Origin of the sequence: Mycolicibacterium sp. 624, from assembly GCF_040548615.1 — a bacterium.
Lineage (GTDB): Bacteria > Actinomycetota > Actinomycetes > Mycobacteriales > Mycobacteriaceae > Mycobacterium.
In genome coordinates, this window is the sequence record NZ_JBEPRZ010000008.1 from 31,834 (window position 1) to 49,325 (window position 17,492).

Here is a 17,492-nt window from a genome sequence, read left to right on the forward strand (position 1 = left end):
GCCGACTGCACGTTTCTCTTGGCGGCCTTGGAATCGGCCCCCGCGCAAGGCAGCCGGCCCCGGGACGTTCGTGCGGATTCGCGGGCAACGCGGTCAGGCGTTGTAGAACTCATCTAGTCTGCGACGTCATGGGGGATTTTCTCGAGCTCCTGGCCCGACTCGACACCAACCCGGCGGTGCGGGGCAAGCAGTTCGAGCATGTCTGCAAGTGGTTCTTGGCCAATGACCCGACCTACAAGTCCACGCTGCGTCGGGTGTGGTTGTGGAGCGATTGGCCGGGCCGCTGGGGCGCTGACGCTGGCATCGACCTCGTTGCCGAAGACCACGATGGCCGAACCTGGGCAATCCAGGCGAAGGCATATGACGCTGCCAATTCAGTCACAAAAAAAGATGTAGACAAGTTCCTCGCAGAATCGTCGCGGGCGGTGTTCTCCTACCGGCTACTGATCGCCACGACCGACAAACTGCACCATGTGGCCCGCCGAACGATCATCGACCAGGAGAAGCACGTCGCCTTCGTGGGGCTCAGTGACCTGCTGACCTCCGAAGTTGACTGGCGTGCCAACCCGCTCGACATGCGCCCCGCCGCCCCGCGAAAGCTCGCCAAACCCCGACAACATCAGCGCGAAGCAATTCGCGCCGTCGTCAAGGGATTCACCACCTTGGATCGCGGACAGCTGATCATGGCGTGTGGAACGGGGAAAACACTGACGTCGCTGTTCGTCAAAGAGAAGCTCACCGCCGAGAGGACCTTGGTGTTGGTGCCCTCGCTATCGCTGTTGAAGCAGACGATGCAGGTGTGGCGGGCCAATGCCAAGACGTCGTTCGAGGCTCTGCCGGTCTGCTCCGACCAGACTGTCGCTCAGAACGTAGACGAAGCGGTCGCCCACACGAGCGAGTTGGGGCTGCCCGTCAGCACCGAACCTACCGAGATAGCGGCATTCCTGCGTCGACGGTCGGGTCCGCGTGTCGTTTTCTCGACGTACCAATCGTCTCCGCAGATTGCCGCCGCGTTCGCTCTCGGGCGTGTGCCCGCGTTCGACCTGGTGGTCGCTGATGAAGCCCACCGGGTCGCTGGACCGGTGTCCTCCGAATTCGCGACGATCCTTGACCAGGATGCGATCAAGGCGCGACGACGCCTGTTCATGACGGCTACACCGCGCTATTACACCGGACGGGTGCTCAAGGCGGCGCAGGACGCTGACCTGGAAGTCGCCACAATGAACGATCCCGCCAAGTTCGGTGAGGTGTTGCACCGGCTGACTTTCGGTGAAGCGATCGACCGCAAGCTGCTCACCGACTATCAGGTCGTCATCGTGGGGGTAGACAACGACGCCTACCGGGAGTGGGCGGAGAGCGGGACCGTGGTCTCGCGGGACGGCAAGACCACCGATGCGCGAACGCTGGCGAGCCAAATTGGACTCACGAAGGCGATCCGCAAGTACAACCTCCGCCGGGTGATCAGCTTCCACTCCCGTGTCGCGCGCGCTCGAACATTCGCCGCCGAGTTTCCCGATGTCGTCGACTGGGTGCCTGTTCGGCAACGCCCGAAAGGTGCCGTGTGGACAAGCTACGCATCCGGGGAGATGACAGCAGGAGAACGGCACGTTCGGCTGCAGCGACTGCGCCAGCTCGACGACGGCGAGCGCGGCCTGCTAACCAACGCCCGCTGCCTGTCCGAAGGCGTCGACGTCCCTACTCTCGACGGGGTGGCGTTCATCGACCCCCGACGCAGCGAGGTGGACATCGTCCAAGCCGTTGGACGTGCGATCCGGCTGGCCGACGACAAGACCGTCGGCACCATCGTCATCCCAGTTTTCATTGACACGCAGACCGATGCCGATACCGCGCTACAGGATTCATCCTTTGCCACCGTCTGGGACGTCATTAAGGCGATCCGCGCTCACGACGAAGTACTGGGCGAGCAGATTGACACGTTCCGTCGACAACTTGGCAGGAAAGGGGGTCGAACCCGCATACCGGGCAAGATTCACCTCGACGTACCGGCCTCGGTGGGCTCTGATTTCACCGCAGCCTTCGATGTGCGTCTGGTTGAGAAGACAAGCGCCTCCTGGGAGTTCTGGTATGGACTGCTGCAGAAGTTCGTCGACCAGCACGGTCACGCATTAGTAGTGCGTGGCACTTACGTGGACGGATACCAGCTTCACAGCTGGGTGTCTCATCAACGAACTCTCTACCGAGTGGACAGACTTGCCCCCGAGCGTCGGGATCTCCTCGGGCAGCTTCCGGGGTGGAGTTGGGATAGACACGGTGAGCGATGGGAAGAGGGCTTCAACCAACTCCTGGAGTACATCGACAGGAAGGGCCATGCCAACTTCACCACGACTGAAACCTTCGAGGGCTACCGCCTAGGGCAGTGGGTGACAATGCAGCGGCAGAGTTACCACGTGGGGAAGCTCGATGAGACGCGACGACAGCGACTTCAGAGCATCAAGGAGTGGACCTGGACGCCAATCGACGACCTCTGGGAGCGGGGGTTCCAACATTTGCAGGACTACACCACAGCAGAAGGGAACTCACGAGTTCCCCAGACTTACGTGTCGATCGACGGCTTTCCACTGGGCTCCTGGGTCAATACCCAGCGCATCCGGTTTCGAAAGAACAGACTCGAAGCCGATCGGATCGAACGGCTGCAGGCGCTGCCGGGCGACTGGTCCTGGCATGCACGAGAGACCAAGTGGGAGCAGGGATACCGGCATCTTCAGGACTTTGCTCAGAAGGCGGGACATGTCCGAGTGCCGGTCGGCCACGAGGTAGGCGGCTTCAAGTTGCGAACCTGGTACGCCAACCAGCGGGCCAAGTTCAATACGCTCAGTCCCGAACGCCAACATCGGCTACAGCTCCTCCCTGGGTGGGACGACTACTCCCATGATGTGAAGTGGGAAAGCGGCTTCCAGCATCTACTTGACTTCATGAATGAGTACGGTCATGCCAAAGTTGAACGCGCGTATGTGATTGAGGAGTTTCCGCTCGGGACCTGGGCGATGACTCAGAGGCTCGATTTCAAGAAGGGACGACTTGCGGCGCACCGCGCGAAGCGCCTTGCCGCCCTTTCTGGGTGGGACTGGGACCGCCGGGGAAGTAGGTGGGACGACGGCTACAACTATCTGGTCGACTACCTGACGCGCCACGCCTCGCTCCCGCCACAGAGTTACGTAACTGACGACGGGTACCGACTTGGCGCGTGGATTGGGCAACAACGAACCAACTACGACAACGGAACCTTGCCTGCCGATCGGCAGGAGCAACTAGACAAACTGCTGGGTTGGATGTGGGAGCCCCATGCTGCGGCTTGGGAGGAGGGATTCCGACACCTGGAGGTGTACGTCGCACAGCACGACCACGCGCGGGTCCCAGCCACTTGCGTCACCGACGGCTACCGGCTCGGAGCATGGGTCGCCCAACAGCGCGCAAAGCGGGTCAAAGGCTCCCTGCCACCCGAGCGCTTCGTACGACTCGACGCGGTGAAAGGTTGGGACTGGAATCCACCTCGCGGCGGAGCGGGACGGCGAACCAGGTAATTCGACAGCGGACGCTCAGGCTCTCAATCGCCCGACTCTGTTGGCGCATCATCAGCAGTCAGCTCGAAGCCAGCTAGGGTAGCCACCTGGGAGCACCTTCGGCGACGACCACCGGTACACCAGGTCCGTGCTGGTATACCTAAGCGCCAAATAGCCCAACTCCGTTGTCCGAGCGGGCCGCCGACAAAATTGACGGAGACCGTCGCACCCGTCTGCCAAGATCTTGGGTGCCCGTCACGGCGCCGGGCAAGCGACGATGCCGGAGGCTGAATGGCGGACGACAAGGTCGATAGCGGCACAGCCGACGTAGAGGCCGAAAACGACCTCACACGTTGGATTGAGTGGCTCGACAAGTACATGGCCGACCTCCCGGCTCTGCCTGGCCAAAAGGCCATCGACTTCTGCGAAGCCGCCGGCGATCTGTGGCAGCAGGCACTGACCGAGCGACCTCCCAAGCCGAACAGTGCCGCCGCACTTATCCTGCTAGAGGTCGCGAAGACCTTCGCACAGGTGATGATGGCGGCGGCCCTCGACGAGCGGGTCACGCGTGACGCCGCACAAGCATCACTACTCGGGGCTTTGCAGGGCGTGCGCAACGATGCGCAGTCGTGGCTGGACAATGAGGCTCCGACCGCCGAGGCCATCGCTGCCCGCGTCGATGCGGTAAAGGCCACATTCAGACAGGCCCAAGATGCTGCAGCTAACCGGATTGCCGAAGACGAAGCTGACGACGAGTACGCACGTGCGCACCCGTACGGTGCGATCCTCGGCTATCAGGACCCAACCGTTGAGGCGGACATCATCTTCACGCAGGTATGTGAGTTCGCCGAGGACGAGCACAACCGATACGCCGAAGCGTACGACCGGCTGAAGCGGCAGCTCGACCAGAACCTATTCAGCTATGTCTCCGACATGAGCGACTCGTTCATCGACGTTGTGTGCAGCGTCCTCCGTGAGATCCAGGACCAGACGTTTTCATTGTCGAACATGGAGGAGGCACACAAACGAATCCGACGTATCCGGTCGGCGTTGATCGCCTTAACTAGTGCGCTGCACAGCCATCAGGAGCAGACCCTCTACCAGGTCAAGCACAAATTTGGTGACGGCTCAGACGAGCACCTCGCAGTCAAGAAGCTGTTCAACGACATCTACTCCGACTCGTTCGCATATCGCTGGCTCATCGAGCTTCGCCACGTAATGCTGCACGTCAATATGGACGCCTTCACAGTGGCGATGACCGCCAGGCTGCACGGCGACCCGACAATCGAACTCGGGATGAGTCGCTACTGGATGTCGAAGTCATCCGGCGTGATGAAGAAGGCCTACAAACGGACTGAACTCGAAGCCATGACCGAGAACCCGAGCGTGCTCGACATGATCAAAGACCTCATGCCCGCATTTGGTCCGCTACAAGACGAGATCGACGCGGTCATGTTCCCCGCCGCCGAGGTGGCCGAAGATACTGCGACGGTCCGTGAGCTGATCAAGCGATTCAACGGGCGGCGCGGGCTGTACGCACTTCAGACCGGGCCAGGCTTCACGCGGCGCTATCACACGCCGTCGTTGTCCCAACTCGATCCGAGAGTCCTATCTTTCGCAGACCAGTATGAGCGAAACCCGTAGGCATGCGGCAAGCCCGGCGTTCACTCCCCGACGGGCGACGCCGTTACCCATTAATTGCGCCCACCGGGCGGGCGTGTTCCGACGCCGTCGTGACGCGCTAAGCCGCATCGACGTCGGCAAGGTAGCGATATAGCGTCGCCCGACTCACCCCGAGGTACTTGGTGATGTCCTTGGTGGTGTGTCCATCGTCCTTCATCCGCTTGGCAGTGGCGATGTGCTCGGCGTCGTCAACCTTGCGGGGCCGTCCGAACTTGGTCCCGTTGGCGCGAGATGCGGCCCGCTTCAGCGCGGTGCGCTCCTTGATCAGCTCGCTTTCGTACTCTGCCAGCGACCCCAGGACGCCGATCATCATGCGACCAGCTGAGGTCGACGAATCGATGCCGTCGGTGACCGAAACCAGGGTGACGCCACGGTCGGTCAGGTCCTTGACCATCTGCAGGATGTGGAACATGTTGCGACCCAGCCGGTCGAGCTTCCAGACCACGACAGTGTCACCGTCGCGTACGTAGGCCAGCAACTCGGCGAGGCCAGGCCGATCGTCGCGGGCCCCAGACATCACATCCGAGAACACTTTGGTCACACCAGCAGCCGCAAGAGCCTCGTTCTGCTGATCCAAAGTCTGGGTGACAGTGCTGACCCTGGTGTAGCCGATCCGGGTGCCGGTGGGTGCGGACGATGCGTCGCGGTGACTCATAAATAGTCCCAACGCCACTATCGAGACATATATTTCTGAGACCAACTTTCGAGACACCTCGACTTGGGTGTCTGCTCGCCAGACTCAGCGGTGGTGGTGGTGTCGCAGATGTGGTCTGTTACGAGACATGCCCCTGCTTATTCGGCTGGGCCGTTGGAACCATTGGCTTGGACCTATGGGCTGCTACCTCAGACCGAACTTCTGCCGACGGATGATCCTCAAGCTGCGCCGCGATCTGGTCAGTCGCGGTTGTTCGTGCCGCCCCATCCAGACGTGCGGCAACCATTCGGGCGACAACTGTGCCACGGTCCTCGGCAAGAATGCGCTCCAGCAGGGCACTGGCGGAATCCGTGGCAACGCCGTCGCAAATCCAGTCCGCGACTTGGTTAGCCACTACTGCGCGCACCCACGGGTCAGGGTCGCGAGCAATCGCGGCAAGAACATTCAGATTCTCTGGTCGTCTTCTGCTTGCCACGATTAACGCCGCTCCAACGCGCTGGTTCGTGGTCCCGTTCATCAGATTCCACAACTCGGTCTCAGTTATTGACGAGGGTTGTATCGCTTCCAACGCGGCAGCCGCGTCACCGCGTGCATCAGGACTTCCAAAGAACGCATCCGCTGGTTGTGTCGTCCTGGCCATAATCTGCCGGAGGATTGGTGCGAGCCGATCTGAAACATCGCTTGGCACTGCGTCGCCCAGTCGACGGAGATTCTCTAGTGGCCTAACCAGATGCCGAGTGTAGGTAGCCGATTGGCTAAGCAAATTGACTATCTGGTCCCAACTCGCTTGTTCGGGGTGCCAGCAGTTGACGACGATGAGCGTTCCACCGAAACTGGTCCGTCTTACAGCACCTTGCCCCCGTTGCAGTTCAGCGACCTCGGTCTCGATGCTCTGGTTCAGGCTCTCGACGAGAGCGGTGACAGTATCGGCGTTAAGGTCGCAAACATCTCCGAAGGCTTGTAGTGCCGCCAAGTCTCCCTGTGCGATCTGCTCTTCCAGACCTCTTCTGCGCGTTTCGTCGGACGCAGCGAGAACCACTTCTATTTGTTCGCTTAGTTCGAAGTTGTCGGACGTGCGTCGTGCCAACCGCTCCTTGTTCGCATCCGACCATTCGGCAACCGGTACCGCTCTGACTACCTTGGCATAGCCGTGGGCTATGGCCTGGTCTTCTTGGGCGGGCAAGGTAACCAGGTGATCAACCACGACTCGGAGGTCGCTGGTCGATAGGACTGGAACCAAGGCTGCGAGCATGTCGAGCACGATGTCGGGTATCGAGAAAGTTGGCGCAAGGCGGTCTGCTAGGACTGCGGGGTCATTAAGCACCTCGATGGCCCATTGTGCGTGGCGTACTGCATGCTCGGGTAAGAGAACGTCAGCTGCCTTGGTGATCGCCGTGATGCCGGCAAGCAGCGACGTCCGCGTCGCGTCATCGAGGATGATTGCGCTAGCCGCTTGTTGGACCGCCTGTACTGGTCCGGCTCGAAGGAGGCGGCCGAGTGACAACTTGATGGCTTCGTTGTCACCGCAATGGAGCATCTGCGTCAGCGCCGACACCACTGCGTCGGTGTTTTCGGTGGCCGTGGTGATGACCCGCTGAGCGAGCATCGAAGTCGCGGCCCTCCACGCGGTGTGGTCGGCGGTAAAGCCAGAGATCAACGTCGCCGCTCGAAGATGGAGCCACGTCTGGTCAGATTTCCCCCATCTGATGGTCTTGTCTTCTGCCCAGTTCTTGAAATCCTCACGTGCCTTCTCCTGCAGCGCCCAAGCAACCTCTTGGGTGCGCCACCAAGCTGCCAAGGTGTCGCGCCCTGTGACTGCGTCTGCAACGTTGCGCGACGCCTGGGAACTGATGCCGAAGATCAAATCAGCGGCGGCTCCGACTATTGCCATCGCGGTTGGGTCATGGGGAGCGATGGTGCGCAGAGACTGGACCTCTACAGCCGATTCCAGGGCCTGCTCTAGATCACCCAATTCGGCCATGCATCGCGCACGATGGAGCATCAGCCACGCGTGATCTGTTGGTTCGCACGCGTCGGCCTCAATGAGTCGATCAAGGACCTCCAAAGCATCACTGGGGCGGTTCATTTCGACCAGGAGCGCCGCGACGACGGCGGCGGCGGCGGCTTGCTGGTGTGGGAGTGCGTCGTCTGCATCGATCAACTCACGGATAGCTCCGAGGTCGCCCCCCTCGACGAGGAAGCTGTACAGAGCAGCGTAGAACCTCCATTCCCAATCCTTTGAGGCTCGGCATCCCTCTAGATCAGGGGCTTTCGTTTCCCAGTAGGGCGACTTCGATGGTCGAAGTTCGCGAAGGCGCATTTTGACCAGGAGCGCGATTGCCTCATCTGGCTGGTAGCTGTCGACGGCTAGATTTGGGTGCGGTGCAATCAAGCGTGGGGTAAGCAGGGCATGCCGGAGACGATCGGGTCGCAGGATTGGCTCTCCGCCCTCAAAGGCGCTTCCTTCCCACTGTGCCGGTTTGCGATGCCCCGTGGCCACCTCCAGCAAGTCATTGAGGTGGTCTTCATCAATCGTATTGGAGGCGGGAACGAGGATCTTTGATCCCTTACCAGTCGATACGATGCGGTCGGACGTGATGGGCACCCAGTACGACGTGCTGGTCTTGAGATCGTGCAACACAAGAATGTGTGGCACGTTGTGGTCCTTCCAGTGCTTGAGGTGAGCGCCATCGCTGTCGGCAAACCACCACCCGATCACCTTCCCCGCGTCATCACGTTCTGGAGATCTAAACCAGGAGTCACCGGACTTCACTTGTGCGCCAACTAGCGCACCCATGTCGAATCGACGCGGATCGCGTGACTGCAACCACAGATCGGTTCCGAGGTCATGCTCCATCGGATTACGGGCGACACCCCAGCGGATTCGTGTGAACTGCTGCTCGACGGCAGCTTGCCCTTCCGCGCCCGTCAAGCCTGACTGGCTTGCTCTCATCCTGAGATTCCTTCTGTCGCTAGGCACACATCGGTCACGTTATGTTCCCGCGAACGATGCTGGGGCGACCGAGCGGGCTTGCGGTGGGGAAGCCAGAGACACGATCTGGACTGTCCGCACCGGTGCTGACCAGTCGATCGGATTAGTTGCGTTCGGACCCATCCGCGACGGCATTAGCGAATGGTAGCCGCAGCTATCGTCGTTCTCGACGACTTCCCGTAACCGTGCCTGTTCGCCTGCAGGGCCGGCCCGCGCCGTCCGCAGTTAGGGAGGCGCATATGGGGGGTGTGGTGTGTACTTTCGCGTGATACCCACCAAGTTGTGCGAAAGTCTTTCGAGACGCTCGGAACTCGTCGTTTTCGAGACAGCTGCACTGGTCCCACGGATTACCAAGACTGGCGTGCCCAGATGCTTCCGACTGCTACGGAGTCAACTGGCGATAAGCGAACGCGAACACTTGCGGTGCCCACGCGGTCCACGACGCTCGCTGCCCTCGCACGCCGGGATTCCAGTCACTTACCAGCGCCCGAATCCCCGGCGCACCCTTGAAGAAATTATCGAACTCCACGATGGTCTCGCAGGTTTGACGCATATCCGGGTAAAGGAGTGCGGCTGCGCGCTGATCCGCGCGATACAGCGGCGAGTGAAGCTCGTCGAGCAACTCAAGGACGTCGGGATCGTCCTGCATCTGCTCGAGCTCAGCCTTCACGACCTTGTTGATCTTCTTCGACCGAGCGGCTACTCCACGATCAATTCTCAAGTTGAAGCGCGCCTCTATGCGGTCGTCAGCGACCTGAAGTGCGCGCCCAGACACCGTCACGGCCTCCATCGTGTAGTGAGTCATCACGTTCCGAAGGCTATAGAGAAGGCGGTAGCTCCGGTTAGTGTCGAAAACGTCCTTGAACACCTTCTTGATCGAGGCGAGAACGGTCTCGTCGTTGGCATGAAGATCGCTCGCGAGTTGGTACGTCTGCTCCTGGTGGAAATAGACAGCGGATGCCAGAGACAGGACGGCGGCGCGGATTTCAGAGACTAGGCGCACAGCTTCCTCGGGGTGTGTCTGCGGCTGAAACCGGCGTTCGGCGAAGGCTTGGTTTGCTTCTGCCACCTTGGCGTGCAATGCCTCAGCGGATACTTCGAAGTAGGCGAGTGTTCCGCCGAGAATGATGTTGAAGACGCGGCGGTACGCCTCCCGGTACCGCACATGATCGTCGACCGACAAGACGGCCACGGGGGTCATTCTCAAGCTGTTCAGACTCGCTGAGTCCGGGGAGATCAGTAAGACTCCGCGTGGGTCGATGGGGAGGTTGGTGCCGTCCACGACGTAAAGGTAGCTGTCGACACCAGTTTTCCCGAGGTAGCACAGCCGGTAGTTGCCGCCAAACCGAAAGCGCTGACACCACGGCGAGGATTCACCGTGAACGGGTCATCGTCCGTGGGGCCTGGTCAGGTTGCGTCGGGCAGTTCGTTGAGGTGCGCCTCAGGGAACTGCGGTGGTTCCAGCTTGATCCCTGGGATCTCGCCCAGCGGACCCGGCAGTAGGCCATGGGTGCGTTGACCTTTCGCGAGTGCCGACTTGATGACGCTCTCTTCGGCTGCGAACCTCTGGGCCTGGTCTCGCAAGCTCTTCAAGTCCTTGGCCAGCGTCAGTCTGGTCAACCACGGACGCCAAGCGAGCCGAGTGATCATCTCGGCTGCCTCTTGAATGACGTCGGCAAAGTACCCATCGATACCACCAGCGCCGAAGTCCTCGTCACCGCCGCGCTCCTCCCAGGACTCGTCGCTGAGTTGTCGTCCTGCTTCGGCGAGGACCAGGTAATGACGGACGGCTGCTCTGGGGATACGAGCGATGAGTGCGGTGGTCTCCACCTCGCGGTATGCGGTGCGGAACTCTCGGTAGATGGTCGGTGCCCATCTGGTCAACTCGGTCGCCTCAATGGCCTTGAGCACTGCACCGCGTACTTCACGGCGTGCCCGGCCTCCACCGATGTAGTTGCCGATCACAGACCCGATTCCGAGACCGCCGACGAGCGGGAGCCACTGCACGAGATTCACTCGGCTAACTTAGCCGGGACGCTACTCGTTCTCCGAGACTGCGACGGCGAGTAACGGCGAATATCCCAGGATCGACGCCGTCCATCTCCTACCTTCGGTGTGTCCACCCAACAGAAGGAGAAGCGCGATGGCCGTCGACCAACACCTAGCTGAGGTGCTACGCACCGTCAAAGTTCCCGAGGCGCTGACCAACTGCGTGACGTTCGTGGACTACCTCAAGCGGCATGTCGAGGCTGAGACGAAGTCTCAGACGCCAGAAGAGGGGTTGCAGCGGCTGCACGAACTGGTCGCGCAAATGCTGGCTTCTCACCTGGAATTGATCGACGCGATGGGCACTGTCGATGAGCAACTCAGGATCATCGGCCAGAGGCTCAAGCAGCCATGACTAACACGTCCGTCGGGACCGATGTCGTCAGCGTCCGAATCAGGCTGAGATCGCCGGAGCAGTCGCCGGGGTTGAACGACTTCGGCTATCTGTTCCCGATGATCGAGAGCTTGATGTTCGTCGGTGCTCTCGTGAGCGAGGTTGATCCCAAAGGTAAGGGCCAGTTCTCGCGGGGAAGCCTGGTATCGCCGAACGTGCTGGTCTCGTGCCAGTACCTCGTCGAGTCGCTCCGGGTTGGCCGCGTCAGCTTCGGTTCGCCCATCGACATCCTGATCTGGGGCGCGGGGATCACGGGAAGTGTGCCGACGATGTACGGCACTTTCCGAACGGTGCTGTCACTCTGGACGAAGTTCTGCGAGGCCCGCAAGAAGCACGCCGAGGCGAGCTTAATGGAGTCAGATGTCGCGGTGCTGATGGCGATCAACAACAACCTGCTGGCAAAGCTGGAGTCGGCAACGCCGGGCAGCAACTTGGACCGCCAGACGCTCAATGAGGTCGAGAAACGAGCACTGGACAAGTCGATCCGGCAGCGGGTGCAAGAGGCTGCCGCAGTGATCCTCAGCGCAGAAGAGATCACTATCGAACCAGATCCCGCCTAGTCGGTGAGACGAGCGATCTCACGCGAAACTTCAGCCCTCGTCTGGATACTGGTAGGTCTCGTCAACGATCTTCTGAAGCATCGCTTCGGGGCTTACCGGCGGGTCCACCCTGAATTCCATCTCCTGGAGGAGCAGGCCGGTGAGGGCGATAAAGCCTTGCAGTAAGCGGTATACGCCGTGTGGCTCGGCCATGATGCGTTCGACCGAGGCCCATGACCTCTTGTCGTCGTCACCGACGACGAAGGAGGCCATGACGTTCGTGACGGTGCGGACGTTCTCAGCGGTGTCGTTCGGGAAGCTCGCCATTCATCGAGCTTGCCACGATGTTCGGCGCAGGCGCTTCTTGCCGCGTAGTGCGTCCTGAGTGGTCTGCTGGTCGATGCTTGACCAGAAGACTGTCGGAGGATTGACCTAACGTGGCCGGTCTCGCCGCTCCGTGGCCCGACCCAGGTGTCAAACCTCAGCTCTATTCGACGCAGCTCCTTATCCAGTCAGGTATACGAGGTCGCGAGCGCGAAAACGGGCAAGCAGCTGGATGTTATCCGCGCGGTAGACCGTCCTCGTACAAGTCGGCAATCTGCCGCTGTCCACGCTGTTCGATCTCGGCCCGCCGACGCTCCTCGCGCAGATGCGCGTACTTGGCCGCGATCCGCTCCATCGTCGGTGCGGCATCCAACGCGGCGTTCAATCGGCGGTGACGCTCGATGTCGGCGGGGTCGAGAGTCGCCGGGTAGAAGCCCAACTCACCTGCCAACTCGGCACGTAATCGGCGTTCCTGCTCACTGAACGGCATATTGGCTCACTCATCCTCGGCGTCCTCATCGTGATCGACGACCTCGATCGTGCCGGTGTGCACCGACTCGGTGAGGTAGTCCATCCCTGGTTACTCCTTGAAGTCGGCCTTCCCCGGTGAGAGCGGCGCACTTACTCGAAATCGGTTGAAGCCGGGCCGCTTCGTCATCCGGGCCACCGCGAGCGTCGGGTTGGCGTGCCGTAAGCCGGAGCTGAATGCGGCATCTCGTGAAGCTCGGTTACGACAACAGAGACCGAGTGCCAGGCATTCCGGCATCGGCCCGCAGTGCTTTCGTGGTAGATCCCGCCAAAGGCACCGTACTGGGATGCAGGGGTACGTCGGTTAATGACAATTGACGCGGTACTTCTGACGCGAAACCGATCCCGCATTATCCCTAGTCAGCGGGCTCGACGGTGACGGAAGTGCTGGGTCCGAAGGGCTGGCGACGTACCGACGCATCAACAATTTGGCTTCCTCTATAGGCCGAAGTGGAACATCCTCCTGAGCACGAAGGATCTCCGGCACCGCGTGCGCGCTACGCGGCGACCGTTTCGGTCTTGCCAGACTTCGTGACCGCCGAATGCCTTGGCAGGCCGATCGTTTCAATGGCCGATTCGGTGCGTGACTGCCGCGTGCCGAACCAACATGTTGCCTGTCGCCCCACCCGCGAGTGCAACCGCTGGCGTGAAGTCGAAAAGCGCGTCAATTCATATGTCGACGAGCATACTGCCCAACCAGACGCGCCATCCGTGGCGACACTGCCATGGTGTCGGTGTGGATGACGAAAGCCAATCTGAACTACGGGCAACTGCAACAGGGCATCGGCTACGCCATCGCCAACTACTGCCCCCAATACAACGGCATCTACCAGTCGTACCGGAGTTACTACCCATGACAGTCAGCCTTCGCTGCACCCTGCTAGCCGTTGCTGGCGCTCTCGCGACTTCCCTTGTGGTCCTGGCCCCGTCGGCAGCCGCCCTGCCGCCAGGCTGCGACTGGAATACCGATGCAGGCACGCAGGCATGCATGGGCGGTGGTCCCTTCGATGCGGGTAAGAACGGCAACGGCGACACGTACGGGGGGGGCCGACCGGCGAGCAGGGCTACCTGCAGGATGTCCTCCTGGTGTTTCCAAAGGCTGCCACGAACAAGGACATCATGCTTCAACTCGGCCATGGCATCTGCAAGGTGGCAGGCAACACGGGCTACTCCAACGACGTCCTAGCGGCCACACTCGCCAAGCAGCACAACCTCAAAGTCGACGATGCCAGCTACGTGGTGAGCACCGCAAAGATGTGGCTTTGCCCGAATCTGTAGCAGTAGCACCAAGTTGGGGCCCCGGCTCCTCTGACCAAAGCCCTGGACTGGACCTCTGCGCCGGTTATGGCGGCACGACATACGTCAGCGCACCCCACACCAGAGCACCGGCCACGAACCACGCCAACAGGGACACGTCTGTCTCCTCGCCGAGGCCGGTCTGGTGTGCCTCAGTGTTCGAGAAGCTCGGCGACCAGAACACAAGTCCCACCGTCGGGCCGCACGGCTATGGTGCGCTCATGGGTGACTGGGGTGTGTCCGTGTGTGCGCTTCTCGTTGCGATCGCGTCGGCAGGCGTCGCGGTGTGGTCGGTGGTCTGCGCGCGTCGATCTGCCAACGCGTCGGTCCAGTCAGCTGACGCAGCGACACGTACCGCCGATCTCGCCGAGGTTGTTGAGAAGGGACGACACCACGGCTGGCGCATTGAGGCCCGGACCAACGCATCCATGCGCAATTACACGCTGCGCAACGTCGGCACGATCGACGCCCAAGACGTGAAGCTGACTGGTTCGTACTTCAAGGTTCGGTTTCGCCGTTCCGAGGACGATGGCGACGGCCCGGTGAACATCGCGGCGGGCCAGGCACGCCTGTTTTCCGTCATGCAGGCACACGGCGACCGAGGCGGGGAGATACAGATCACCTGGACCCCGGATCTGCCCGACGCCGTGCCGATGACCTGGACCGAGGTGCCACCGATCGCGCCACATGTGCCCAGTCAAAACCAGGGCTGAACTGCACACGGGTGGGCACGTCGACCGCACCGCCAGCCCGCACACAGCCCGCAGAAGCTAGACAAGGGCATCAAAAGCCATCAAACTGTGCAACGCATCGGCCAGGTCAACACGCCGAATGATCAAAAGCCATCAAGACCCATCAAGACCCAAAACGCCAGGACAGCGCTCTATGGACCATTTCAAAACCCGTACAGTGTGAGTTCGAATCTCACCGAGGGCACCACGCATCGACAGATCAGGCCGACATTTCCGCCTGGCTGGGGCAGTTCAAAACCCCATCGACGACACCACGCATTCTCTGAATGACGCTGCCGCCTAGGCCTTTCCCCATTCGGACGATGAGCGGACACCCATCACGCAGTACCGCCGCGACCCCCAATCGTGTCGGGAATCGCGGCGGTACCTACCCCTCAGTCAGTCGTCCGAGCCACCGGAGGACGCGTCCCCGGACGAGCCCGCAGATGCGGTGCCCGAGGACTTGCCTGCCCCGACAGTCACGGACACGGTCTCCCGCTTGGCGCTGCCCTTGTCGGTTGACCTGGCCGGCTTGTCATCGGCCTTCGCCCCGCTGGCCGACCCGGACTTCGTCGACGCCGGTGTCGAGTCCTCGGACTTCTTCGACGGCTTGGTGGCGTCCGGCTTGGCAGCGTCCGGCTTGGCAGCGTCCGGCTTGGCAGCGTCCGGCTTGGTCGAGTCAGCCGGCTTCGTAGCCGGGTCGCTGGACGAGTCGGGCGACGGCTTGGCCGCGCTGTCGTCATCCGATTCAGCCGGTGTCGACTCCGACGGGGCCGGCGACGCCTCGGCTGCCGGCTCCGGCGATGCCTCGACCTCAGTCGGCGTCTCCGCCGGTGCCTCCACAACCGGATCGACGACCACGGGCTCGACCACGACCGGCTCGACCAGAACGGGCTCCACGATGACCGGCTCAACCACCACTGGCTCGACCACCACTGGCTCGACCGCCTCGGTTACCAGTTCGACTGCGGGCGTGAGTTCATCGGTGGGGACGACCTCCGCACCCTCGGTGACAGCACCCTCAACTACTTCGCCGTCGACCGCGACCTTGGACGCCGCGGCCTCGAACTCGGCTACGAGCGACGCCGTTCGCATGGCCGCGTCCGGAGCCTCGACATCGCTCACCAACGTGGTGGCTGCCGCCGCAGGTGGCTGCAGGATTCCGACCAGGCTGGTGACGGTGTTGACCACGGCCTGGATGACCGTCCGGACCAAGTTCACGGCCGTCTCGACGACGGTTCGCACCACCGACACGACCGTTTGAACGACGGCTTGAACGGCCTGCTGAATCGCGGCGATGATCTGAGCCACCGGGTTCGGTGGCGTCCCCGTCCCGGGATTTCCCGGTCCCGGAATCTGGGGATGCGCGATGATCCAGTCCCGCAGCATGTCGACCGAGGCCTTCTCCACGCCGAGCGCATTCCAGAGCCCGTAGAAGTTCTCCAAGCTGGCCGGGTCCTGCGGGTTGAGCGCGTCACGGATCGTGTAGAGGAAGATCGGCCCAACCAGGGCGGGATCGTAGGTCTGCCAGGTATCGAGGAGATCCTTGATCCAGGCGGCCTGCTGGGCTTCGGTGAATCCGCCAGGCGCGGTCGGGAGCCCGTACTCGGTGATCCACACCTTCTTGCCCGCGAGCATTCCCATGATCGCCTCGACCTGCTGACGCGGCGTCAGGATGCCCGGCGGGCAACTGGGGCACGAGCCCGAGAACGGGATCTGGTCACCGTAGGGATGGACCGACAGCGCGTCGAAGAAGTCCGAGGCCCCCGCGGCGAGCATCCGCTGCACGAACTCGACCGGGCTCATCGTGAGTCCGGGGAACGTCTGGGTGGCGCCAACAGCGCCGGCAACGACGGTTGCCGTGGGGTCCAACGCCTTGAGGACCGGGTACACCGACTTGAGCAGCTCGGTGTAGGCCTCGGGACTGATCGGGTTGAAGAACTGGTAGTAGTTCGGCTCGTTCCAGATCTCGTACGCGGAGACGGTGGGTCCGTACCTGGTGGCGAGCACTCCCATGAAGTCGGTGAAGGCAGCCACGTTGGGCGCTCCCGAACCGATCGGGAAACCGGGCCCATTGGCCCCGCCCCAGATTGGCGTCGCATTCACCTGGGCCATCACGCCCATGTTGCGTGCCGCGGCGGCGCTCATGATGTCGTCGATATGCGACCAGTTGTAGACATTGTCAAGTGGTTCGACCAAACCCCACGGCACGAACACGCGGATGGTCGTGACGCCGATCGAGAGCAGGTCGTCGAGTTGCTTCTCGATCTCCGCCTTGGTCTGCCCATAGAGCGGCGAGGTGGCAACGCCGATCGTGTTCGGTGTCGTCGTGATCTCCGCGACAGTCTGATACTCGGCCTCGACGAGTCTGGGCGGCTCGATGAACAGACCGCTGGCGTACGCGGTCACCATCGCCACGGGCAATACGGCGATCACTCCGCGAGTCGCGATCTGACGGAGCAGTCGCCCCCTCATCTTGGCCATTGAGACTTCTCCCTGTTTCGCACTGTTGAATACCGTCACCGTCGTCGATCGGTACGCAGAATTTACCGCTCTGTCAGCAAATATGTCTAATCAATAACAAAACAGGGAAAAGGTTTGATTTGACCATGTTCAGCACGCCGCTCAACGCACCGTGAATGGTCGATGGTGGCGAAGTTTCAACGGTACTCAGCTACCACGCCGCGACCGGCGAGACATCCGATGCCATCGCCATAACAACAGTTCAAACCCCATAATGCCGCACCGGCCGCGATCATCCCCGGAAAACCGATCAGGAACGT

The 17,492-nt window shown here is 61.5% G+C and carries 14 protein-coding genes and 1 riboswitch; of the genes, 6 read left to right on the forward strand and 8 right to left on the reverse strand.

The features are described 5' to 3' along the window. The first annotated feature begins 128 nt into the window (after positions 1-128). Complete coding sequence (locus ABIA65_RS26895; protein ID WP_354525453.1) at positions 129-3,542, forward strand: DEAD/DEAH box helicase; 3,414 nt, start codon at positions 129-131, stop codon at positions 3,540-3,542. A 270-nt stretch (positions 3,543-3,812) separates the two neighbouring features. Further along, the gene (locus ABIA65_RS26900) at positions 3,813-5,165 is read left to right on the forward strand and encodes a hypothetical protein (RefSeq protein ID WP_354525455.1); all 1,353 of its coding nucleotides are present in this window, start codon (positions 3,813-3,815) and stop codon (positions 5,163-5,165) included. Between the two features lie 97 nt (positions 5,166-5,262). Here the strand turns inward: ABIA65_RS26900 and ABIA65_RS26905 are convergent, their stop codons facing one another. The 4 genes from ABIA65_RS26905 to ABIA65_RS26920 form a co-directional block, all read right to left on the reverse strand. Beyond that, positions 5,263-5,859: a recombinase family protein gene (locus ABIA65_RS26905; RefSeq protein ID WP_354525456.1), complete on the reverse strand. Its 597-nt coding sequence runs from the start codon at positions 5,857-5,859 to the stop codon at positions 5,263-5,265. Between the two features lie 118 nt (positions 5,860-5,977). Then, complete coding sequence (locus ABIA65_RS26910; RefSeq protein ID WP_354525457.1) at positions 5,978-8,812, reverse strand: DUF4365 domain-containing protein; 2,835 nt, start codon at positions 8,810-8,812, stop codon at positions 5,978-5,980. Positions 8,813-9,233: 421 nt separating this feature from the next. Continuing rightward, on the reverse strand, positions 9,234-10,133 hold the full coding sequence (locus tag ABIA65_RS26915) for a hypothetical protein (protein ID WP_354525459.1): 900 nt from the start codon (positions 10,131-10,133) through the stop codon (positions 9,234-9,236). A gap of 125 nt (positions 10,134-10,258) precedes the next feature. Further along, the gene (locus tag ABIA65_RS26920; protein WP_354525461.1) at positions 10,259-10,867 is read right to left on the reverse strand and encodes a hypothetical protein; all 609 of its coding nucleotides are present in this window, start codon (positions 10,865-10,867) and stop codon (positions 10,259-10,261) included. A 127-nt stretch (positions 10,868-10,994) separates the two neighbouring features. On the opposite strand from ABIA65_RS26920, the gene ABIA65_RS26925 reads away from it, so the two are divergent. After that, positions 10,995-11,252 (forward strand): hypothetical protein, encoded by a 258-nt coding sequence (locus ABIA65_RS26925; RefSeq protein WP_354525462.1) that lies wholly within the window; start codon positions 10,995-10,997, stop codon positions 11,250-11,252. Positions 11,253-11,323: 71 nt separating this feature from the next. Continuing rightward, positions 11,324-11,851 carry a hypothetical protein gene (locus ABIA65_RS26930; RefSeq protein WP_354525464.1) on the forward strand — a complete coding sequence of 176 codons (528 nt, stop codon included), beginning with the start codon at positions 11,324-11,326 and terminating at the stop codon, positions 11,849-11,851. Positions 11,852-11,881: 30 nt separating this feature from the next. On the opposite strand, the gene ABIA65_RS26935 is transcribed toward ABIA65_RS26930, so the two are convergent. Both ABIA65_RS26935 and ABIA65_RS26940 read right to left on the reverse strand, forming a co-directional pair. Beyond that, positions 11,882-12,157: a hypothetical protein gene (locus ABIA65_RS26935; protein WP_354525465.1), complete on the reverse strand. Its 276-nt coding sequence runs from the start codon at positions 12,155-12,157 to the stop codon at positions 11,882-11,884. Between the two features lie 232 nt (positions 12,158-12,389). Next, on the reverse strand, positions 12,390-12,644 hold the full coding sequence (locus ABIA65_RS26940; protein ID WP_354525466.1) for a hypothetical protein: 255 nt from the start codon (positions 12,642-12,644) through the stop codon (positions 12,390-12,392). 122 nt (positions 12,645-12,766) lie between these two features. After that, positions 12,767-12,877, reverse strand: a riboswitch (SAM riboswitch). Between the two features lie 891 nt (positions 12,878-13,768). Between ABIA65_RS26940 and ABIA65_RS26945 the strand changes: the two genes are divergently transcribed. Then, a complete protein-coding gene (locus ABIA65_RS26945) occupies positions 13,769-13,960 on the forward strand; it encodes a DUF732 domain-containing protein (protein ID WP_354525467.1) in 192 nt (63 codons plus the stop codon). Positions 13,961-14,024: 64 nt separating this feature from the next. Here ABIA65_RS26945 and ABIA65_RS26950 read toward each other — a convergent pair whose 3' ends face one another. Continuing rightward, positions 14,025-14,162, reverse strand: a complete 138-nt coding sequence (locus ABIA65_RS26950; protein ID WP_354525469.1) for a hypothetical protein — start codon at positions 14,160-14,162, stop codon at positions 14,025-14,027. A gap of 37 nt (positions 14,163-14,199) precedes the next feature. Between ABIA65_RS26950 and ABIA65_RS26955 the strand changes: the two genes are divergently transcribed. Beyond that, positions 14,200-14,691, forward strand: a complete 492-nt coding sequence (locus tag ABIA65_RS26955) for a hypothetical protein (RefSeq protein ID WP_354525470.1) — start codon at positions 14,200-14,202, stop codon at positions 14,689-14,691. A gap of 417 nt (positions 14,692-15,108) precedes the next feature. Here ABIA65_RS26955 and ABIA65_RS26960 read toward each other — a convergent pair whose 3' ends face one another. Then, a complete protein-coding gene (locus ABIA65_RS26960) occupies positions 15,109-17,193 on the reverse strand; it encodes a cellulase family glycosylhydrolase (RefSeq protein WP_354525471.1) in 2,085 nt (694 codons plus the stop codon). Between the last annotated feature and the right edge of the window lie 299 nt (positions 17,194-17,492).

Coding starts and splice junctions, on each gene's coding strand:
- ABIA65_RS26895 (WP_354525453.1), top strand. CDS start 129: ATGGGGGATTTTCTCGAGCTCCTGGCCCGACTCGACACCAACCCGGCG.
- ABIA65_RS26900 (WP_354525455.1), top strand. CDS start 3,813: ATGGCGGACGACAAGGTCGATAGCGGCACAGCCGACGTAGAGGCCGAA.
- ABIA65_RS26905 (WP_354525456.1), bottom strand. CDS start 5,859: ATGAGTCACCGCGACGCATCGTCCGCACCCACCGGCACCCGGATCGGC.
- ABIA65_RS26910 (WP_354525457.1), bottom strand. CDS start 8,812: ATGAGAGCAAGCCAGTCAGGCTTGACGGGCGCGGAAGGGCAAGCTGCC.
- ABIA65_RS26925 (WP_354525462.1), top strand. CDS start 10,995: ATGGCCGTCGACCAACACCTAGCTGAGGTGCTACGCACCGTCAAAGTT.
- ABIA65_RS26935 (WP_354525465.1), bottom strand. CDS start 12,157: ATGGCGAGCTTCCCGAACGACACCGCTGAGAACGTCCGCACCGTCACG.
- ABIA65_RS26940 (WP_354525466.1), bottom strand. CDS start 12,644: ATGCCGTTCAGTGAGCAGGAACGCCGATTACGTGCCGAGTTGGCAGGT.
- ABIA65_RS26955 (WP_354525470.1), top strand. CDS start 14,200: ATGGGTGACTGGGGTGTGTCCGTGTGTGCGCTTCTCGTTGCGATCGCG.
- ABIA65_RS26960 (WP_354525471.1), bottom strand. CDS start 17,193: ATGGCCAAGATGAGGGGGCGACTGCTCCGTCAGATCGCGACTCGCGGA.